Source organism: Brenneria tiliae, assembly GCF_023347575.1.
GTDB lineage: Bacteria > Pseudomonadota > Gammaproteobacteria > Enterobacterales > Enterobacteriaceae > Brenneria > Brenneria corticis.
Map to the genome: position 1 here is coordinate 220,581 of NZ_JAKPCB010000097.1, position 14,528 is coordinate 235,108.

Annotated in this window: 21 protein-coding genes; 15 read left to right on the top strand and 6 right to left on the bottom strand. The window is 57.6% G+C overall.

From position 1 onward, the window contains the following. Nucleotides 1–39 precede the first annotated feature (39 nt). A complete protein-coding gene (locus MFP24_RS12230) occupies nucleotides 40–210 on the top strand; it encodes a hypothetical protein (protein WP_249230354.1) in 171 nt (56 codons plus the stop codon). Here MFP24_RS12230 and mlaB read toward each other — a convergent pair. Genes mlaB through mlaF form a run of 5 tightly spaced genes read right to left on the bottom strand, consistent with a single transcriptional unit; the run spans nucleotide 194 to nucleotide 3,339 of the window. Further along, a complete protein-coding gene (gene mlaB, locus MFP24_RS12235; protein ID WP_249230355.1) occupies nucleotides 194–487 on the bottom strand; it encodes a lipid asymmetry maintenance protein MlaB in 294 nt (97 codons plus the stop codon). The two genes, MFP24_RS12230 and mlaB, sit on opposite strands and share 17 nt — an antisense overlap. A gap of 33 nt (nucleotides 488–520) precedes the next feature. Further along, nucleotides 521–1,150 carry a phospholipid-binding protein MlaC gene (gene mlaC, locus MFP24_RS12240; protein ID WP_249230356.1) on the bottom strand — a complete coding sequence of 210 codons (630 nt, stop codon included), beginning with the start codon at nucleotides 1,148–1,150 and terminating at the stop codon, nucleotides 521–523. 12 nt (nucleotides 1,151–1,162) lie between these two features. Beyond that, nucleotides 1,163–1,729 carry an outer membrane lipid asymmetry maintenance protein MlaD gene (gene mlaD / locus MFP24_RS12245; RefSeq protein ID WP_249230357.1) on the bottom strand — a complete coding sequence of 189 codons (567 nt, stop codon included), beginning with the start codon at nucleotides 1,727–1,729 and terminating at the stop codon, nucleotides 1,163–1,165. Nucleotides 1,730–1,733: 4 nt separating this feature from the next. Then, nucleotides 1,734–2,516, bottom strand: coding sequence for a lipid asymmetry maintenance ABC transporter permease subunit MlaE (gene mlaE / locus MFP24_RS12250; RefSeq protein WP_249230358.1), 783 nt, complete (start codon nucleotides 2,514–2,516; stop codon nucleotides 1,734–1,736). A 7-nt stretch (nucleotides 2,517–2,523) separates the two neighbouring features. Then, a complete protein-coding gene (gene mlaF, locus MFP24_RS12255; RefSeq protein ID WP_249230359.1) occupies nucleotides 2,524–3,339 on the bottom strand; it encodes a phospholipid ABC transporter ATP-binding protein MlaF in 816 nt (271 codons plus the stop codon). 295 nt (nucleotides 3,340–3,634) lie between these two features. On the opposite strand from mlaF, the gene MFP24_RS12260 reads away from it, so the two are divergent. From MFP24_RS12260 to npr, 11 genes are all read left to right on the top strand, one after another. Further along, on the top strand, nucleotides 3,635–4,600 hold the full coding sequence (locus tag MFP24_RS12260) for a calcium/sodium antiporter (RefSeq protein ID WP_249230360.1): 966 nt from the start codon (nucleotides 3,635–3,637) through the stop codon (nucleotides 4,598–4,600). Nucleotides 4,601–4,654: 54 nt separating this feature from the next. Then, nucleotides 4,655–5,641: an arabinose-5-phosphate isomerase KdsD gene (gene kdsD / locus MFP24_RS12265; protein WP_249230361.1), complete on the top strand. Its 987-nt coding sequence runs from the start codon at nucleotides 4,655–4,657 to the stop codon at nucleotides 5,639–5,641. A 68-nt stretch (nucleotides 5,642–5,709) separates the two neighbouring features. Continuing rightward, complete coding sequence (gene kdsC, locus MFP24_RS12270; protein ID WP_249230362.1) at nucleotides 5,710–6,276, top strand: 3-deoxy-manno-octulosonate-8-phosphatase KdsC; 567 nt, start codon at nucleotides 5,710–5,712, stop codon at nucleotides 6,274–6,276. Next, a complete protein-coding gene (lptC, locus tag MFP24_RS12275) occupies nucleotides 6,273–6,839 on the top strand; it encodes an LPS export ABC transporter periplasmic protein LptC (protein ID WP_249230363.1) in 567 nt (188 codons plus the stop codon). The genes kdsC and lptC overlap by 4 nt, the downstream gene beginning before the upstream one ends. After that, a complete protein-coding gene (gene lptA / locus MFP24_RS12280; protein ID WP_249230364.1) occupies nucleotides 6,820–7,392 on the top strand; it encodes a lipopolysaccharide ABC transporter substrate-binding protein LptA in 573 nt (190 codons plus the stop codon). The genes lptC and lptA overlap by 20 nt, the downstream gene beginning before the upstream one ends. Before the next feature lie 3 nt (nucleotides 7,393–7,395). Continuing rightward, nucleotides 7,396–8,121 (top strand): LPS export ABC transporter ATP-binding protein, encoded by a 726-nt coding sequence (lptB, locus tag MFP24_RS12285; protein WP_009114754.1) that lies wholly within the window; start codon nucleotides 7,396–7,398, stop codon nucleotides 8,119–8,121. 52 nt (nucleotides 8,122–8,173) lie between these two features. Then, complete coding sequence (gene rpoN / locus MFP24_RS12290; RefSeq protein WP_249230365.1) at nucleotides 8,174–9,607, top strand: RNA polymerase factor sigma-54; 1,434 nt, start codon at nucleotides 8,174–8,176, stop codon at nucleotides 9,605–9,607. A 22-nt stretch (nucleotides 9,608–9,629) separates the two neighbouring features. Next, nucleotides 9,630–9,917, top strand: coding sequence for a ribosome hibernation promoting factor (gene hpf, locus MFP24_RS12295; protein ID WP_249230366.1), 288 nt, complete (start codon nucleotides 9,630–9,632; stop codon nucleotides 9,915–9,917). Between the two features lie 105 nt (nucleotides 9,918–10,022). Continuing rightward, nucleotides 10,023–10,496 (top strand): PTS IIA-like nitrogen regulatory protein PtsN, encoded by a 474-nt coding sequence (gene ptsN / locus MFP24_RS12300; RefSeq protein ID WP_249230367.1) that lies wholly within the window; start codon nucleotides 10,023–10,025, stop codon nucleotides 10,494–10,496. 133 nt (nucleotides 10,497–10,629) lie between these two features. Continuing rightward, a complete protein-coding gene (rapZ, locus tag MFP24_RS12305) occupies nucleotides 10,630–11,487 on the top strand; it encodes an RNase adapter RapZ (RefSeq protein ID WP_249230368.1) in 858 nt (285 codons plus the stop codon). After that, a complete protein-coding gene (gene npr / locus MFP24_RS12310) occupies nucleotides 11,484–11,756 on the top strand; it encodes a PTS phosphocarrier protein NPr (protein WP_249230369.1) in 273 nt (90 codons plus the stop codon). Before rapZ ends, npr begins: the two co-directional genes overlap by 4 nt. A 23-nt stretch (nucleotides 11,757–11,779) precedes the next feature. On the opposite strand, the gene pmbA is transcribed toward npr, so the two are convergent. Continuing rightward, the gene (gene pmbA, locus MFP24_RS12315) at nucleotides 11,780–13,120 is read right to left on the bottom strand and encodes a metalloprotease PmbA (protein WP_249230370.1); all 1,341 of its coding nucleotides are present in this window, start codon (nucleotides 13,118–13,120) and stop codon (nucleotides 11,780–11,782) included. Between the two features lie 136 nt (nucleotides 13,121–13,256). Between pmbA and MFP24_RS12320 the strand changes: the two genes are divergently transcribed. The 3 genes from MFP24_RS12320 (at nucleotide 13,257) to yjgA (ending at nucleotide 14,498) form a co-directional block, all read left to right on the top strand. After that, on the top strand, nucleotides 13,257–13,514 hold the full coding sequence (locus tag MFP24_RS12320; protein WP_249230371.1) for a type II toxin-antitoxin system Phd/YefM family antitoxin: 258 nt from the start codon (nucleotides 13,257–13,259) through the stop codon (nucleotides 13,512–13,514). Next, nucleotides 13,502–13,810, top strand: coding sequence for a type II toxin-antitoxin system RelE/ParE family toxin (locus tag MFP24_RS12325; protein WP_249230372.1), 309 nt, complete (start codon nucleotides 13,502–13,504; stop codon nucleotides 13,808–13,810). The genes MFP24_RS12320 and MFP24_RS12325 overlap by 13 nt, the downstream gene beginning before the upstream one ends. Nucleotides 13,811–13,949: 139 nt before the next feature. After that, complete coding sequence (yjgA, locus tag MFP24_RS12330) at nucleotides 13,950–14,498, top strand: ribosome biogenesis factor YjgA (RefSeq protein WP_249230373.1); 549 nt, start codon at nucleotides 13,950–13,952, stop codon at nucleotides 14,496–14,498. The last annotated feature ends 30 nt before the right edge of the window (nucleotides 14,499–14,528 follow it).

The window sequence follows — 14,528 nt, forward strand, 5'->3', positions numbered from 1 at the left end:
CCCCTTAAAACATTTCTCAACGTCGCCGGCGGCTCGGCGTTGCGTGAGATCCCCGCCTGCGCGGGGATGACGGCGCTGATTGCCCGCGCCGATAAGGCGCTCACTCGTGAGATCCCCGCCTGCGCGGGGATGACGAGTTTATCAGCAGCCTGGGGGAATTCCGCCGGCAAATCGCCGATATCGGCCATGCCGCTTAAGACACAGGGATGATTTCATTCAGGTTATACAAGGCTATCAGCGTTTTTAACCGATCTCCCGCCCCGATGATTTTCAGTTCGACGCCCTGCTGCGACCGCTGGTGGTAAAAATGAAGCAACAGCGCCAGACCGGAGGAATCAACGCGATCCAGCCCGGACACATCCAGCGTCGTTTTTTCCGCCAGCAGCTTGTCGCGCTGCTGCCACAGCGGCAGCAGCGTTTCCCGATCCAGCGCGCCGGCGACAAGCAGCGTCGATTGCTGCGACCGCCAGCTCAGTGCATTAGCCATTTTTCTTACCCAGCCCAGTGTGGTTTATCCGGATCAGTTTTGCTGATCCAGCGTAATCTTTCGTTCCGCCGCGGCTTGCAGCTGCTGGGTCAGGCCGTCCACGCCTTTTTGACGCAGCGTCGCCGCCCATTCATTCTGCTTGGTGGTGATCATGCTGACGCCTTCCGCAATCATGTCATACGCCTGCCAGTTGCCGGACTGGCTGTTTTTACGCCACTGGAAATCAAGGCGCACCGGCGGACGGCCGCCTTGATCGAGAATGGTGACGCGGATGGAAATAATATTGGCGTCGCCCAGCGGTTGATCGGGGGCGATCTGATAGGTTTGCCCGTGATATAGCGCCAGAGCCTGGCCGTAGGCCTGCTCCAGATAGGCCTCAAACGCTTTGAAATAGGCATCGCGCTGAGCGGGCGTGGCGTCTTTGTAATAACGGCCGAGGACCAGCGCGCCGGCATATCTGATCTGTACGTACGGCAGCAGTTCTTCACGCACCACGTTGCGCAAATAGTCCGGATTTTGTCTGATGCGCGGCTGTTCGGTTTTCAGGCGGTCAAAGGTTTTTTGCGCCGCCTCGCTCATCAAACGATAAGGGTTGGTTTGATCCGCGGCGTTGGCCAACGGCGCAACCACCAGCAGAGCCACCATCAGTAAACGTTTAAACATACAGCTATCCTCTTATGGATGTGAAGTCGCAGGTTGGCCCGCAGGCTCGGGCGTCGTCGCGGAATTCGTTGCCGGCGCGGCGCTCCCCTGGCCGGCATTATCCTCGCTATTGCCGCCGCTTTTATATAAGAATTGGCCGATGAGGTCTTCCAGCACCATGGCTGACTTGGTGTCCTGAATAACCCCGCCGTCTTGCAATATCGAGGTGCCCATCTCTTCATCCTCGAAACCGACGTTCAACGCCAGGTACTGCTCGCCCAGCAGGCCGGAGGTGCGGATCGCCAGCGAGCTGGTATCGGGAATATGGTCGTAACGCTGCTCAATATCCAGCGCCACGCGGGGCAGGTAGCTTTTCTCATCCAGCGAAATATCCGCCACTCTTCCGATCACCACGCCGCCGATTCTGACCGGCGAACGGGCCTTCAGCCCGCCGATATTGTCAAACGTCGCGTACAAGCGATACGTCGGCTGGTTGCCGATCGATTTGATATCGGCCACTTTCAGACACAAAAAGATGATGGCGCACAGCGCAATCAGCATAAATGCGCCAACCCAAATTTCACTTTTCTTTGTTTGCATCGACTCAGTTCCCAAACATCAGTGCTGTCAGCACAAAATCCAATCCCAATACCGCCAACGATGAATGCACCACGGTACGGGTCGTTGCGCGGCTGATCCCTTCCGAAGTCGGGATCGCGTCATAACCGTTGAACAGCGCTATCCAGGTCACGGTAATGGCGAACACGATACTTTTAATCACGCAGTTCAGTAGGTCCTGCCGCCACTCGACGGCCCCCTGCATGGCGGACCAGAAAAAACCGCCGTCTATGCCTTTCCAGTCGACGCCGACCAGCGACCCGCCCCAGATGCCGACCGCGACAAAAATGATCGCCAGCAGCGGCATACTGATCAATCCCGCCCAGAATCGCGGGGCGACCACCCGTCTTAGCGGGTCCACGGCCATCATTTCCATACTGGAAAGCTGCTCGGTGGCCTTCATCAGGCCGATCTCCGCCGTCAGCGCCGACCCCGCCCGCCCGGCAAACAACAGCGCCGTTACCACCGGGCCGAGTTCGCGCAGCAAAGACAGGGCGACCATCATCCCCAGGCTGGCCTCGGCGCTGTAGGTCGTCAGCACCAGATAGCCTTGCAGCCCCAGAACCATGCCGATAAACAGGCCGGACACCATAATGATCAGCAGCGACTGTACCCCCACGCCGTAAAGCTGTTTGATAAGCAGCGGCCACTGTTTTCTGAATTCAGGCCTGCCCACCAACGCGTTGAACAGCATCAGTCCGGCACGGCCAAAAGAAGCGCAGGTAGAAATTCCCTGACGTCCCAGCGACGCCAACGCCTGTAATAACATGAATTATTTAACCCCCTGCTGAACCTAACAGCGCGGTTTTATAGTCACCCGCCGGCAAACGGAAAGGCACCGGCCCATCGGCGATACCGTCCAGAAACTGGCGTACGCGGGAGTCGCCGTTGGCCTGCAACTGCGCCGCCGTTCCCTCCGCCACCACATGCTGGTCGGCCACGATGTAAGCATAATCGGCGATGCTCATCACCTCCGGCACATCATGGGAAACCACGATACAGGTGACACCCAGCGCGTGATTCAGTTCATCGATCAGCTTTACCAGCGTTCCCATGGTTATCGGATCCTGCCCGACGAAAGGTTCATCGAACATGATCAGCTGCGGGTCAAGCGCAATGGCCCGCGCCAGCGCGGCGCGGCGCGCCATGCCGCCGGAAAGCTCGGCGGGCATCAGGTTGGCGGCCCCGCGCAGCCCCACGGCTTCGAGCTTCATCATCACCGTGCTGTGCAACAGCGGCTCAGGCAAACGGCTGTGCTCGCGCAGCGGCCAGGCGACATTATCAAACACGTTCAGGTCGGTAAATAACGCGCCGGACTGAAACAGCATGCTCATCTTTTTACGCGCGTCATACAGCGCCGAACGCGATAACGTCGGAATGTTGTCGCCATCGAACCAGATTTCACCGCTATCCGGCTGTAACTGCCCGCCAATCAAACGCAGCAGCGTGGTTTTGCCGATACCGGAAGGCCCCATAATCGCGGTAACCTTGCCTTTAGGAACATTCAGCGTGATATCTGTAAAAATCTGTCGTTTCCCGCGTCGAAAGCTCAGGCCGCGGATTTCGACCAGATTGGTAACCTTAGGGTCCATGATCTTATATTCCTTACCGATCAGCGTGTTGCATACGATCGCTGGTTTTTGACGGATAACCGTCCTATGAACTCATCCGTAAAGCCTAACGGTTGTACTCGCTCAAGGTGCGAATTTTACAAAAAATTACGGTAAGTTCTTGTCCAAAGAGGCGAAACAAAACCGCCGCAGGTTTTACTTTTCCGCCCCGCGCGGTCAGAATTAGCGCTAATCATGAAAAGCACCCTCTTTGGGCAAAATTCGTCCGGAACGGCTGGTTTATCAACGGGTGATTATACCTTATAAAGGACGCCGCATGCTCTTTGCGACAGTACTCTTGATTGTTGGTTTAGTATTGCTGGTCTACGGCGCCGATCGCCTGGTCTACGGCGCGGCGGTTCTCGCGCGTTCTGTTGGCGTCCCGCCGCTGATTATCGGCATGACCATCGTCGGCTTCGGCACCTCCCTGCCGGAATTGATCGTCTCGGTCACGGCGGCGCTAAGCGACCAGATCGATATGGCGGTCGGCAACGTGCTGGGCTCCAATATTGCGAATATTCTGTTAATTCTCGGCAGCGCGGCGCTGATTCGTCCTTTGACGGTACACTCCGCCCTGTTGCGCCGGGAGTTCCCGCCTATGCTGCTGGTCACCGTTTTGTGCGGTTTTTTACTGCATGATAGCTATCTGAGCCGCGCCGACGGCGCGCTGCTGCTGATTGCCGCCGGACTCTTTATGCTGCTGATGATCAGAATGGCGCGCCAGGCGCAGCAGGACGGCGTCGATAGCCTGACCCGCGAACAGCTGGCGGAATTGCCGCAGGAAGACAGCAACCAGACGGTGGCCGTGCTATGGCTTATTCTCGGCCTGATTATTTTACCCATGGCCGCCCGCATGGTGATCGATAACGCCACGGTGATCGCCCGCCATTTTTATATCAGCGAACTGACCATCGGCCTGACCGTGCTGGCGGTCGGCACCAGTTTGCCGGAGCTGGCGACCGCCATTGTCGGCACCCTGAAAAAAGAAGATGATATTGCGCTGGGCAATCTTATCGGCTCCAATGTTTTTAATATCGCCATCGTTCTGGGCGTACCGGCGCTGCTTTCGCCGGGCGTACTCAATCCGCTCGCCTTCCAGCGCGATTATTGGGTCATGCTGGGCGCCAGCGCGCTGTTGACGGCGCTGTGCCTCAGCCGGAAACGCCGCATCGGACAACGCGCTGGCGCGCTGTTGCTTTGCGCCTTCGTCGCCTACCTGGCGGCGTTGTTCCTGTTTCCCTGAGCAGAACGTCGGAACTATTAACCAGAACATCAAAACAAGCAGGATTATCCAGGTATGTCACATTTTGAACTACAGCCCGGTTTTGATTTTCAGCAGGCCGGCAAGCAGGTACTGAAGATTGAACGCGACGGGCTGGCGCAGCTGGACCAGTACATTGACGACAACTTCACCCGGGCCGGCGAAAAAATATTCCACTGCCAAGGGAAAGTGGTGGTGATGGGCATGGGGAAATCCGGCCATATCGGCCGCAAAATGGCCGCCACCTTCGCCAGTACCGGCACGCCGGCCTTCTTCGTTCATCCGGGCGAGGCCAGCCACGGCGATCTGGGCATGGTTACCCCGCACGATATCGTGATCGCCATTTCCAACTCCGGCGAATCTCATGAAATTCTGGCGCTGATCCCGGTGCTGAAACGTCTGCAGGTGTTCCTGATCTGCATGACCGGCAACCCCGAAAGCACCATGGGAAAAGCCGCCGATATCCATCTGTGCGTTCGTGTTCCGCAGGAAGCCTGTCCGCTCGGGCTGGCGCCGACCAGCAGCACCACCGCCACGCTGGTGATGGGGGATGCGCTGGCCGTCGCGCTGTTACAGGCGCGCGGCTTTACCGCCGAAGATTTCGCCCTATCCCACCCCGGCGGCGCGCTGGGACGCAAGCTTCTGCTGCGCGTCAGCGATATCATGCACGCCGGCGACGAGATCCCGCACGTCTCCCATGACGCCTCCCTGCGTGACGCCCTGGTGGAAATTACGCGCAAAAATCTGGGGATGACGGTAATCTGCGGCGCGGATATGAAAATCCAGGGCATCTTCACCGATGGCGACCTGCGGCGGATTTTCGATATGGGAATCGACTTGAACAGCGCGCGTATTGCCGATGTGATGACCGCCGGCGGTATCCGCGTGACGCCGCAAACGCTGGCGGTGGATGCCCTGAACCTGATGCAATCACGCCATATTACGTCGCTGCTGGTGGCGGAGGACGATCGTCTGGTCGGCATCGTTCATATGCACGATATGCTGCGCGCCGGCGTGGTGTGATACAACATGGCGGCCAACAAACCACGCACGGCGCGTTAAATACTGTAGGGTATAGAGGATAAACATGCATGAGTGAAATCAGGGCGCAAACCGATACCTGTTACGGACCGGTCGATCGGCAGGTACTGGATAAGGCCCGCGACGTTCGTCTGCTGATCTGCGACGTTGACGGCGTACTGTCCGACGGCCTGATTTACATGGGCAATCAGGGCGAAGAGCTGAAAACGTTCAACGTGCGGGATGGCTACGGTATCCGCTGTTTGCTGACGTCGGGTATTGAAGTCGCCATCATTACCGGCCGCACCGCCAATATGCTCGTCGATCGCTGTAAGACATTGGGGATCGCCCACCTTTATCAGGGGCAATCGGACAAGATTTTGGCCTTCAACGATCTGTTGGATAAACTGTCGCTGACGGTCGGGCAGGTCGCCTACATCGGCGACGATCTGATCGACTGGCCGGTGATGGCCCAGGTGGGCTTAAGCGTCGCCGTCGCCGACGCGCATCCGCTGCTGTTGCCGCGCGCCGACTACGTCACCCGCATCGCCGGCGGACGCGGCGCGGTGCGTGAACTTTGCGATTTGATTCTGTTCTCACAGAATAAGCTGGAGCATGCCAAAGGGTTGTCGATATGAGTAAAACAAAGCGTTGGCTGACAGCCTTGCTGGCACTGCTGGCTCTCGTGCTGATCGGCTGGAATTTCGCCGATCGCGACGCGGCGCCCCCGCCCGATAATCAGGATAACGCCGTGCCGGTTTACACCAGCGAGAAAACCGCGACGCGGGTTTACAGCCCCGCCGGGAAGCTGAGTTACCGACTGATTTCCGATAAAGCGGAATATTTCAATGACGAGCAGCTGAGCTGGTTTACCGCCCCGGTCGCCACGCTGTTTAACGAACAGGGTACCGCCACCTGGTCGGTGCGCGCCGATCGCGCCAAGCTGACCAAAGACAAAATGCTCTATCTGTACGGTCACGTCGAGGTCAACAGTCTGACCAATGACTCGCAGCTGGAGCGGATAAAAACGGACAATGCCCAGGTTAATCTGGTGACGCAGGACGTCTCCTCCGACGATGAAGTCACGCTATACGGCGCCAGTTTCACCTCAAACGGGATGAAAATGCGTGGTAATCTGCGTGAAAAGACAGCCGAGTTGATCGAAAAGGTAAAAACTTCTTATGAAATTCAACACAAATAACCCGATGCGTCATGCTCTGTTCGCCAGCTCGCTGTTCGCCTTCAGCATTCCGGCCTTCGCCGTAACCGGGGACAGCGAGCAGCCCATTCATATCGATTCCGCCCAGCAGGCCCTTGATATGCAAGGCAACACAGTAACCTTCACCGGCAACGTGGTGGTCAGGCAGGGCACCATTGAGGTGAAGGCGGATAAGGTGGTGGTGATTCGTCCGCAGGGCGAGCAAGGCCGAGAGGTGGTCGAAGGCTACGGCAATCCGGTCACGTTTTACCAGATGCAGGACAACGGCAAGCCGGTGAAGGGCCACGCCCAGAAAATCCGCTACGAACTGGAGAAAGATTTTCTGACGCTGACCGGCAATGCCTATCTGGAGCAGCTGGACAGCAATGTCAAAGGCGACCGTATCACCTATCTGGTGAAGCAACAGCAGATGGAGGCGTTCAGCGACAAAGGCAAACGCGTAACGACGGTATTGGTCCCCTCGCAGCTTCAGCAGAAAGATAACAAGGGGCAATCCTCCCCTGCTCAGCAACCGCAACCACGAGTCACTGAATAATTTATGGCAACATTAATCGCAGAAAATCTGGCCAAGGCGTATAAAGGCCGTAAGGTCGTGAAAAATGTCAGCCTGACCGTCAATTCCGGTGAGATTGTCGGCCTGCTGGGCCCCAACGGCGCCGGGAAAACCACCACGTTCTATATGGTGGTGGGGATTGTGCAACGCGATGAAGGGAGGATTGTGATCGATGACGAAGACATCAGCCTGCTGCCCCTGCACGATCGCGCGCTGAGAGGGATCGGCTACCTACCCCAGGAAGCGTCCATCTTCCGCCGGTTGAGCGTGTATGACAATCTGATGGCGATATTGCAGATCCGTAAGGATCTGACATCGGAGCAGCAGGAAGACCGCGCCAACGAGCTGATGGAAGAATTCCATATTATTCATTTGCGCGATAGTCTGGGACAATCGCTGTCCGGTGGGGAAAGGCGTCGGGTGGAAATTGCCCGCGCGCTGGCGGCGAATCCCAAATTCATCCTGCTGGATGAGCCTTTTGCCGGCGTCGATCCCATTTCGGTGATTGATATCAAAAAAATAATCGAGCATCTGCGCGACAGCGGACTGGGCGTGTTGATTACCGATCATAACGTCCGCGAAACGCTGGATGTCTGTGAGCGCGCCTATATCGTCAGTCAGGGACATTTAATCGCTCACGGCTCCCCTACCGAGATACTGGCCGACGAACAGGTCAAACGCGTCTATCTGGGCGAAGGCTTCCGACTCTGATAGGGTAGGATTTTTCATTGAACGATATAGTAAGTAAGGACGTCGGCGCTACATGAAGCAAGGTTTGCAACTCAGGCTTAGCCAGCAACTGGCCATGACTCCACAGCTACAACAGGCCATCCGTCTGCTGCAACTGTCCACGCTTGAACTGCAACAAGAGATTCAACTGGCGCTGGAAAGTAATCCGTTGCTTGAGCAAACGGACAACCACGAAGAAATAGAGTCATTCGAGACCGTCGACAGCGACTCGCTGGACACCGGTGAAGCGCTTGAGCACAAGGATATGCCGGAGGAGTTGCCGCTCGACGCCACCTGGGACGAAATTTATTCCGCCGGCACGCCTTCCGGCACCGGCACCGACTATCGGGACGAGGAACTGCCGATCTACCAGGGTGAAACCACCCAGACTCTGCAGGATTACCTGATGTGGCAGGTGGAGCTGACGCCGTTTTCGGATACCGACGCGGCCATCGCCACCTCCATCGTCGACGCCGTGGACACCACCGGCTATCTCACCGTGCCGCTGGAAGACATTCTCGACAGCATCGGGGATGAAAGCGTCACGCTGGATGAAGTGGAGGCGGTGCTCAAGCGGGTACAACGCTTTGATCCCGTTGGCGTCGCCGCGCGCGATCTGCGCGATTGTCTGCTGGTTCAGCTTTCGCAGTTTGCCGAGGATACCCCCCGCCTTGGCGAGGCCCGGCTGATTGTCGGCGACCATCTCGACCTGCTGGCGAATCATGATTTCCGCAGCCTTATCCGCGCCACCCGCCTGAAAGAAGAGATCCTGAAGGAAGCGCTGGCGCTGATTCAGTCTCTCGACCCCCGTCCGGGGCAGTCAATCAATACCGGGGAGTCGGAATATGTCATCCCCGACGTGCTGGTGCGCAAAATTCAGGGACGCTGGGTGGTCGAATTGAATAGCGACAGCGTTCCCCGATTGCAGATTAATCAGCAGTACGCCGCGCTGGGCAACAGCACGCGCAGCGACAGCGACGGCCAGTTTATCCGCAGCCATTTGCAGGAAGCCCGCTGGCTGATAAAAAGCCTGGAAAGCCGTAATGATACCCTGCTCAAAGTCACCCGCTGCATTGTCGAACAGCAGCAGGACTTTTTCGATCGCGGGGAAGAATTTATGAAGCCGATGGTGCTGGCTGATATCGCCCAGGTGGTGAATATGCACGAATCCACCATTTCCCGCGTCACCACGCAGAAGTTTCTGCACAGTCCGCGCGGCATTTTTGAACTAAAATATTTCTTCTCCAGCCACGTGAATACCGACAGCGGGGGCGAAGCCTCGTCGACCGCCATCCGGGCGCTGGTGAAAAAGTTAATCGCTGCGGAAAATCCCGCCAAACCTTTAAGCGACAGTAAGCTCACCACGCTGCTCTCCGAGCAGGGCATCATCGTGGCGCGGCGTACGGTGGCGAAATACCGAGAGTCTTTATCTATCCCACCATCAAATCAGCGTAAACAACTGGTTTGATCTCAACTAGAAGGAAGACGCTATGCAGCTAAACATTACCGGACACCACATCGAAATTACGCCGCCGCTGCGCGATTTCGTGAATACAAAGTTCGCCAAATTAGAGCAATACTTCGACCGTATCAATCTGGTCAACGTGGTACTTAAAGTGGAGAAAGTACAACAAATCGCCGAAGCCACGCTGCACGTTAACGGCGGAGAGCTGCATGCCACATCAGAAGCGGAAGATATGTACGCCGCCATTGATTTGCTGATCGATAAACTGGCCCGGCAGCTAAACAAGCACAAGGATAAGCTTAAACAGCACTGATTTTTCTCCCGGCCCGAACGGGCGGGGAACAGACCCGGCCCACAAAATACCCGGGCCGGGCTCACCGGAAGTGGAAGCGTCGTCAAGTGATCAAGTGAAGATAAAATGAACAACGATCCCGTTTTGCAGCTCAGCACCGTGTTACGTCCCGAGTGCACCCGAAGTTCCGTCCACTGCCAAAGTAAAAAACGGGCATTGGAAATTATCAGCGAACTGGCGGCCAGGCAGCTTAATCTGTCTTCGCAGATTATCTTTGACGCCCTCCTGGCGCGGGAACGCATGGGCAGCACCGGCATCGGCAACGGCATCGCCATCCCGCATGGCAAGCTCGAGGACGACAACGCCCTGGGCGCGGTCGGGGTATTTATCCAGTTGGAACAGCCTATCGCCTTCGACGCCGTTGACAACCAGCCCGTCGATTTGCTTTTTGCCTTGCTGGTTCCGGCAGAACAATGTAAAACCCATTTACATACGCTATCGCTGGTCGCCGGGCGACTGGCCGATAAAACCGTTTGCCGGCGTCTGCGCGCCGCGCAAAGCGATGAAGCGCTGTATCAGATTATGACGGAAGCCGGTTAAATCAGGTGGTGATGATGAGCAATGGCGGCACGATCGGTAATCACCGTTTTCCAACCATTCATCGTGCAAACAATCATGATCAAAACAATGGCAGCGACAGGTCGCCATCACGCTGCCAGGGGGGAATCGCCAGATGGTGCTGATGATCGTCAGTGGTCGCTCGGGCTCAGGAAAATCCGTAGCCCTGCGCGCGCTGGAAGATATGGGATTCTACTGTGTAGACAACCTTCCTGTGGTTCTGCTGCCGGAACTGGCCGCTACGCTGGCTGAGCGCAATATCTCCGCGGCGGTCAGCATCGACGTGCGCAATATGCCGGAGTCGCCGGAAATCTTTGAGCACGCCATGGCCCAGCTGCCGCAAAGCTTCTCCCCACAGCTGCTGTTTCTGGATGCCGATCGCAATACGCTGATCCGCCGTTACAGCGATACCCGCCGTCTGCACCCGCTGTCCAGCAAGAATCTGTCGCTGGAAAGCGCCATCGATCAGGAAAACGATCTGCTGGAGCCGCTGCGTTCACGCGCCGATCTGATCATCGACACCTCCGAAATGTCGGTGCACGAGCTGGCTGAAATGCTGCGCACCCGCCTGCTCGGCAAACGGGAACGCGAACTGACGATGGTGTTCGAGTCTTTCGGCTACAAGCACGGCATCCCGATCGACGCCGACTACGTGTTTGACGTGCGCTTCCTGCCCAACCCCCACTGGGACCCGAAATTACGCCCGATGACCGGTCTGGACAAGCCGGTGGCGGCCTTTCTCGACCGCCATACCGAAGTGCATAATTTTATTTATCAGACCCGCAGCTATCTGGAACTGTGGCTGCCGATGCTGGAAACCAATAACCGCAGCTACCTGACGGTGGCCATCGGCTGTACCGGGGGCAAACATCGTTCCGTTTATATTGCGGAACAGCTGGCCGACTACTTCCGCTCGCGCGGCAAAAACGTGCAGTCGCGCCACCGCACGCTGGAAAAACGCAAGCCGTCATGACCGTCCGACACACCGTGGAAATCAAAAACAGGCTGGGTATGCATGCCCGGCCCGCCATGAAACTGTTCGAACTGGTGCAAAGCTTCAACGCCGAGGTGATCCTGCGCAACGACAGCGGCATCGAAGCCGAGGCCAGCAGCGTGATCGCCATGCTGATGCTGGACTCGGCCAAAGGCCGTCTTATCGAAGTGGAAGCGAGCGGCCCGGATGAAACGCAGGCGCTGGCCGCCGTGATCGAGCTATTCGAAGCCGGATTCGACGAAGAATAAACGCCGGACTGGCGCCTCCCGCTCTACTCTCCGGCGATTTTCATCTCCGGCAGCAGCACCGAACCGCACTGGATATTGCTGCGGGTTTCGATATCATCCCCGACCGTGACGATATTGCGCAACATCTCTTGCAGATTGCCGGCGATGGTAATCTCGCTGACCGGATACTGGATTTCACCGTTTTCCACCCAAAAACCCGAGGCGCCGCGGGAATAATCCCCGGTAACGCCGCTCACGCCCTGGCCCATTAATTCGGTCACCAGCAATCCCTTGCCCATCTGCCGGAGCAAAGCGTCAAAACCCAGCCCCTGTCCGGCAATACGCCAGTTATGAATGCCGCCGGCATGGCCGGTGCTCTTCATCCCCAGCTTGCGGGCGGCGTAGCTGGTCAGCAGCCAGGTTTGCAATACGCCGTCTTTGACGATTTCCCGCTGCCGGGTGCGCACCCCTTCGCTGTCGAACGGCGTTGACGCCAGCCCTTTGCGCAGGTGCGGCAACTCTTCAATCGTCAGCCACTCGGGCAGGATCTGCCGACCGAGCTTATCCAGCAGGAAGGTGGATTTACGGTACACGCTGCCGCCGCTGATGGCGCCGACCAGATGACCGAACAGCCCGGTCGCCACTTCGGCGGAAAACAGCACCGGCGCCCGCATGGTCGGCAGCTTGCGCGGCGACAAACGGGATAGGGTGCGGCGCGCGCACTCCGCGCCGACCCATTCCGGCGTACGCAACTCATCCAGCGAGCGGCCGATGGTGTAGGCGTAGTCGCGCTCCATATCGCCGTTCACTTCGGCGATCACGCAGCTGGACATGGAGTGGCGGCTGGAACAGTAGCTTTGCAGCATACCGTGGCTATTGCCGAAAACCTTAATCCCATAGTGGCTGTTAAAGCTGCCGCCTTCGGTATTGGTGATGCGCTTATCGGCCTGCAGCGCGGCGTGTTCCGCGCGGGCCGCCAGTTCAATCCCCCGCTCCGCATCCAGCTCCGACGGATGAAACAGATCCAGATCCGGCGCATCGAACGCCAGCAGGTCTTTATCCGCCGGGCCGGCGAACGGATCGACCGAGGTATAGCGGGCGATATCCAGCGCGGCCTGCACGGTGCGGGCAATGGCGTCCGGGCTGAGATCGGTCGATGACGCGCTGCCCTTGCGCTGCTGGTGGTACACCGTAATCCCCAGCGCGCCGTCGCTGTTGAATTCAACGTTTTCCACCTCACCATAGCGGGTGCTAACGCCAATTCCCGTCGTTTTCGACACCGCGACTTCCGCCGCATCCGAACCCGCACGCGCCAGTTCCAGCGCCTGTGCGACAGCCTGTTCCAGCGCTTTACGCTGTTGTGCAACCTGAGTGATTATCGTCATCGTTCTGCCATAATGAGTAAGAAAACACCATGCCGCCGAGTCTAACAGAATCTCAGGAGAAGCGCGCCTTTCGCCGCGATGGACGCCGCCGGGCATGGGTGATACTTTAGTATCACTTTCGCTATCGGAGGCAACCATGAAAGTCGAATTGGTGACCAACCTGAAACGACAGGCGACCAAAATCCTTGCGGATCTGCGTGAGTCCAAAGAGGCGATCCTGATTACCGAACACGGCCAGCCATCCGCATATCTTGTCGACGTGGAAGATTATGAATTCATGCAACGCCGTCTGACGCTGCTGGAAGCGCTGTCCAAAGGCGAAAGGGCCGTGCTGGAGCTGCGCACCGTCTCCCACGCTCAGGCCAGGGAACGCCTGCATAAATGGCTGAAATAGTCTGGACGGAACCGGCGCTCGATCAATTGAACGAGATTGCGGAGTACATCGCCCTGGATAACCCGATGGCGGCCAGTTCGCTGGTGCGGAAAGTATTCGCCAAAGTAGAGCGCCTGGAGCGCTTCCCGCAGTCGGGCAGCGAGCCGCCGGAACTGCCGAATTCCGTCTACCGCGAGGTGGTTTGCAGTCCCTGCCGGGTTTTTTACAGAAACGATGAAGACGCCGTCATCATCCTGCACGTCGTACGCGAAGAGAGGCAGTTACGCCGATATTTGCTGGCGGCCAGGGAGCAGTAAGGCGGTATCGACTTACAGGATGCCCAAACGGAAGCTGCGGACAATTTCGCCCAAAGCCCAAACCTGTTAGTATCGGCCTCTTTTTATACGGGCCAACGCTATGCGTCGTAACTCCCGAAAATTTTTTATGGAGCCAACCATGAACGACAACCCCGAAGACTGGCTTGATGAGGTCCCGGACAATAACCAGGACGACGACGATGAAATTATCTGGGTCAGCAAAAGCGAGATTAAACGTGACGCCGAAGCGCTGAAAGATCTGGGCGCGGAGCTGGTTGAACTGGGTAAAAACGCGTTGGAGAAGATCCCGCTGGACGACGATCTGCGCGCCGCCATCGAACTGGCGCAGCGCATCAAGAAGGAAGGCCGTCGCCGCCAGTTGCAGCTCATCGGCAAAATGCTGCGGGCCCGCGATCCGGAGCCGATTCAGGCCGCATTGGACAAGCTGAAGAACCGCCACAACCAGCAGGTGGTGCTGTTTCACAAGCTGGAGCTGCTGCGCGACCGTCTGGTGGCGGAAGGCGACGACGCCATCCCCGATATTCTGGCGCTCTACCCCTCAGCCGATCGCCAGCAGCTGCGTTCGCTGGTGCGCAACGCGCAAAAAGAGAAAGCGGCCAATAAACCGCCGAAATCCACGCGGCAGATTTTTCAGTATTTGCGTGAGCTGTCGGAAACCGAAAACTGACGGCAGAGCGGGGTAAGCGGCGTTACCCCG

Bases quoted from the DNA above. Each gene is read 5' to 3' on its own strand.
- lptA (WP_249230364.1), top strand. From the start codon at position 6,820: ATGAAATTCAACACAAATAACCCGATGCGTCATGCTCTGTTCGCCAGC.
- lptB (WP_009114754.1), top strand. From the start codon at position 7,396: ATGGCAACATTAATCGCAGAAAATCTGGCCAAGGCGTATAAAGGCCGT.
- mlaD (WP_249230357.1), bottom strand. From the start codon at position 1,729: ATGCAAACAAAGAAAAGTGAAATTTGGGTTGGCGCATTTATGCTGATT.
- hpf (WP_249230366.1), top strand. From the start codon at position 9,630: ATGCAGCTAAACATTACCGGACACCACATCGAAATTACGCCGCCGCTG.
- mlaF (WP_249230359.1), bottom strand. From the start codon at position 3,339: ATGGACCCTAAGGTTACCAATCTGGTCGAAATCCGCGGCCTGAGCTTT.
- pmbA (WP_249230370.1), bottom strand. From the start codon at position 13,120: ATGACGATAATCACTCAGGTTGCACAACAGCGTAAAGCGCTGGAACAG.
- yjgA (WP_249230373.1), top strand. From the start codon at position 13,950: ATGAACGACAACCCCGAAGACTGGCTTGATGAGGTCCCGGACAATAAC.
- mlaC (WP_249230356.1), bottom strand. From the start codon at position 1,150: ATGTTTAAACGTTTACTGATGGTGGCTCTGCTGGTGGTTGCGCCGTTG.
- MFP24_RS12260 (WP_249230360.1), top strand. From the start codon at position 3,635: ATGCTCTTTGCGACAGTACTCTTGATTGTTGGTTTAGTATTGCTGGTC.
- mlaB (WP_249230355.1), bottom strand. From the start codon at position 487: ATGGCTAATGCACTGAGCTGGCGGTCGCAGCAATCGACGCTGCTTGTC.
- kdsC (WP_249230362.1), top strand. From the start codon at position 5,710: ATGAGTGAAATCAGGGCGCAAACCGATACCTGTTACGGACCGGTCGAT.
- lptC (WP_249230363.1), top strand. From the start codon at position 6,273: ATGAGTAAAACAAAGCGTTGGCTGACAGCCTTGCTGGCACTGCTGGCT.
- rapZ (WP_249230368.1), top strand. From the start codon at position 10,630: ATGGTGCTGATGATCGTCAGTGGTCGCTCGGGCTCAGGAAAATCCGTA.
- MFP24_RS12320 (WP_249230371.1), top strand. From the start codon at position 13,257: ATGAAAGTCGAATTGGTGACCAACCTGAAACGACAGGCGACCAAAATC.
- npr (WP_249230369.1), top strand. From the start codon at position 11,484: ATGACCGTCCGACACACCGTGGAAATCAAAAACAGGCTGGGTATGCAT.
- ptsN (WP_249230367.1), top strand. From the start codon at position 10,023: ATGAACAACGATCCCGTTTTGCAGCTCAGCACCGTGTTACGTCCCGAG.
- MFP24_RS12325 (WP_249230372.1), top strand. From the start codon at position 13,502: ATGGCTGAAATAGTCTGGACGGAACCGGCGCTCGATCAATTGAACGAG.
- mlaE (WP_249230358.1), bottom strand. From the start codon at position 2,516: ATGTTATTACAGGCGTTGGCGTCGCTGGGACGTCAGGGAATTTCTACC.
- rpoN (WP_249230365.1), top strand. From the start codon at position 8,174: ATGAAGCAAGGTTTGCAACTCAGGCTTAGCCAGCAACTGGCCATGACT.
- kdsD (WP_249230361.1), top strand. From the start codon at position 4,655: ATGTCACATTTTGAACTACAGCCCGGTTTTGATTTTCAGCAGGCCGGC.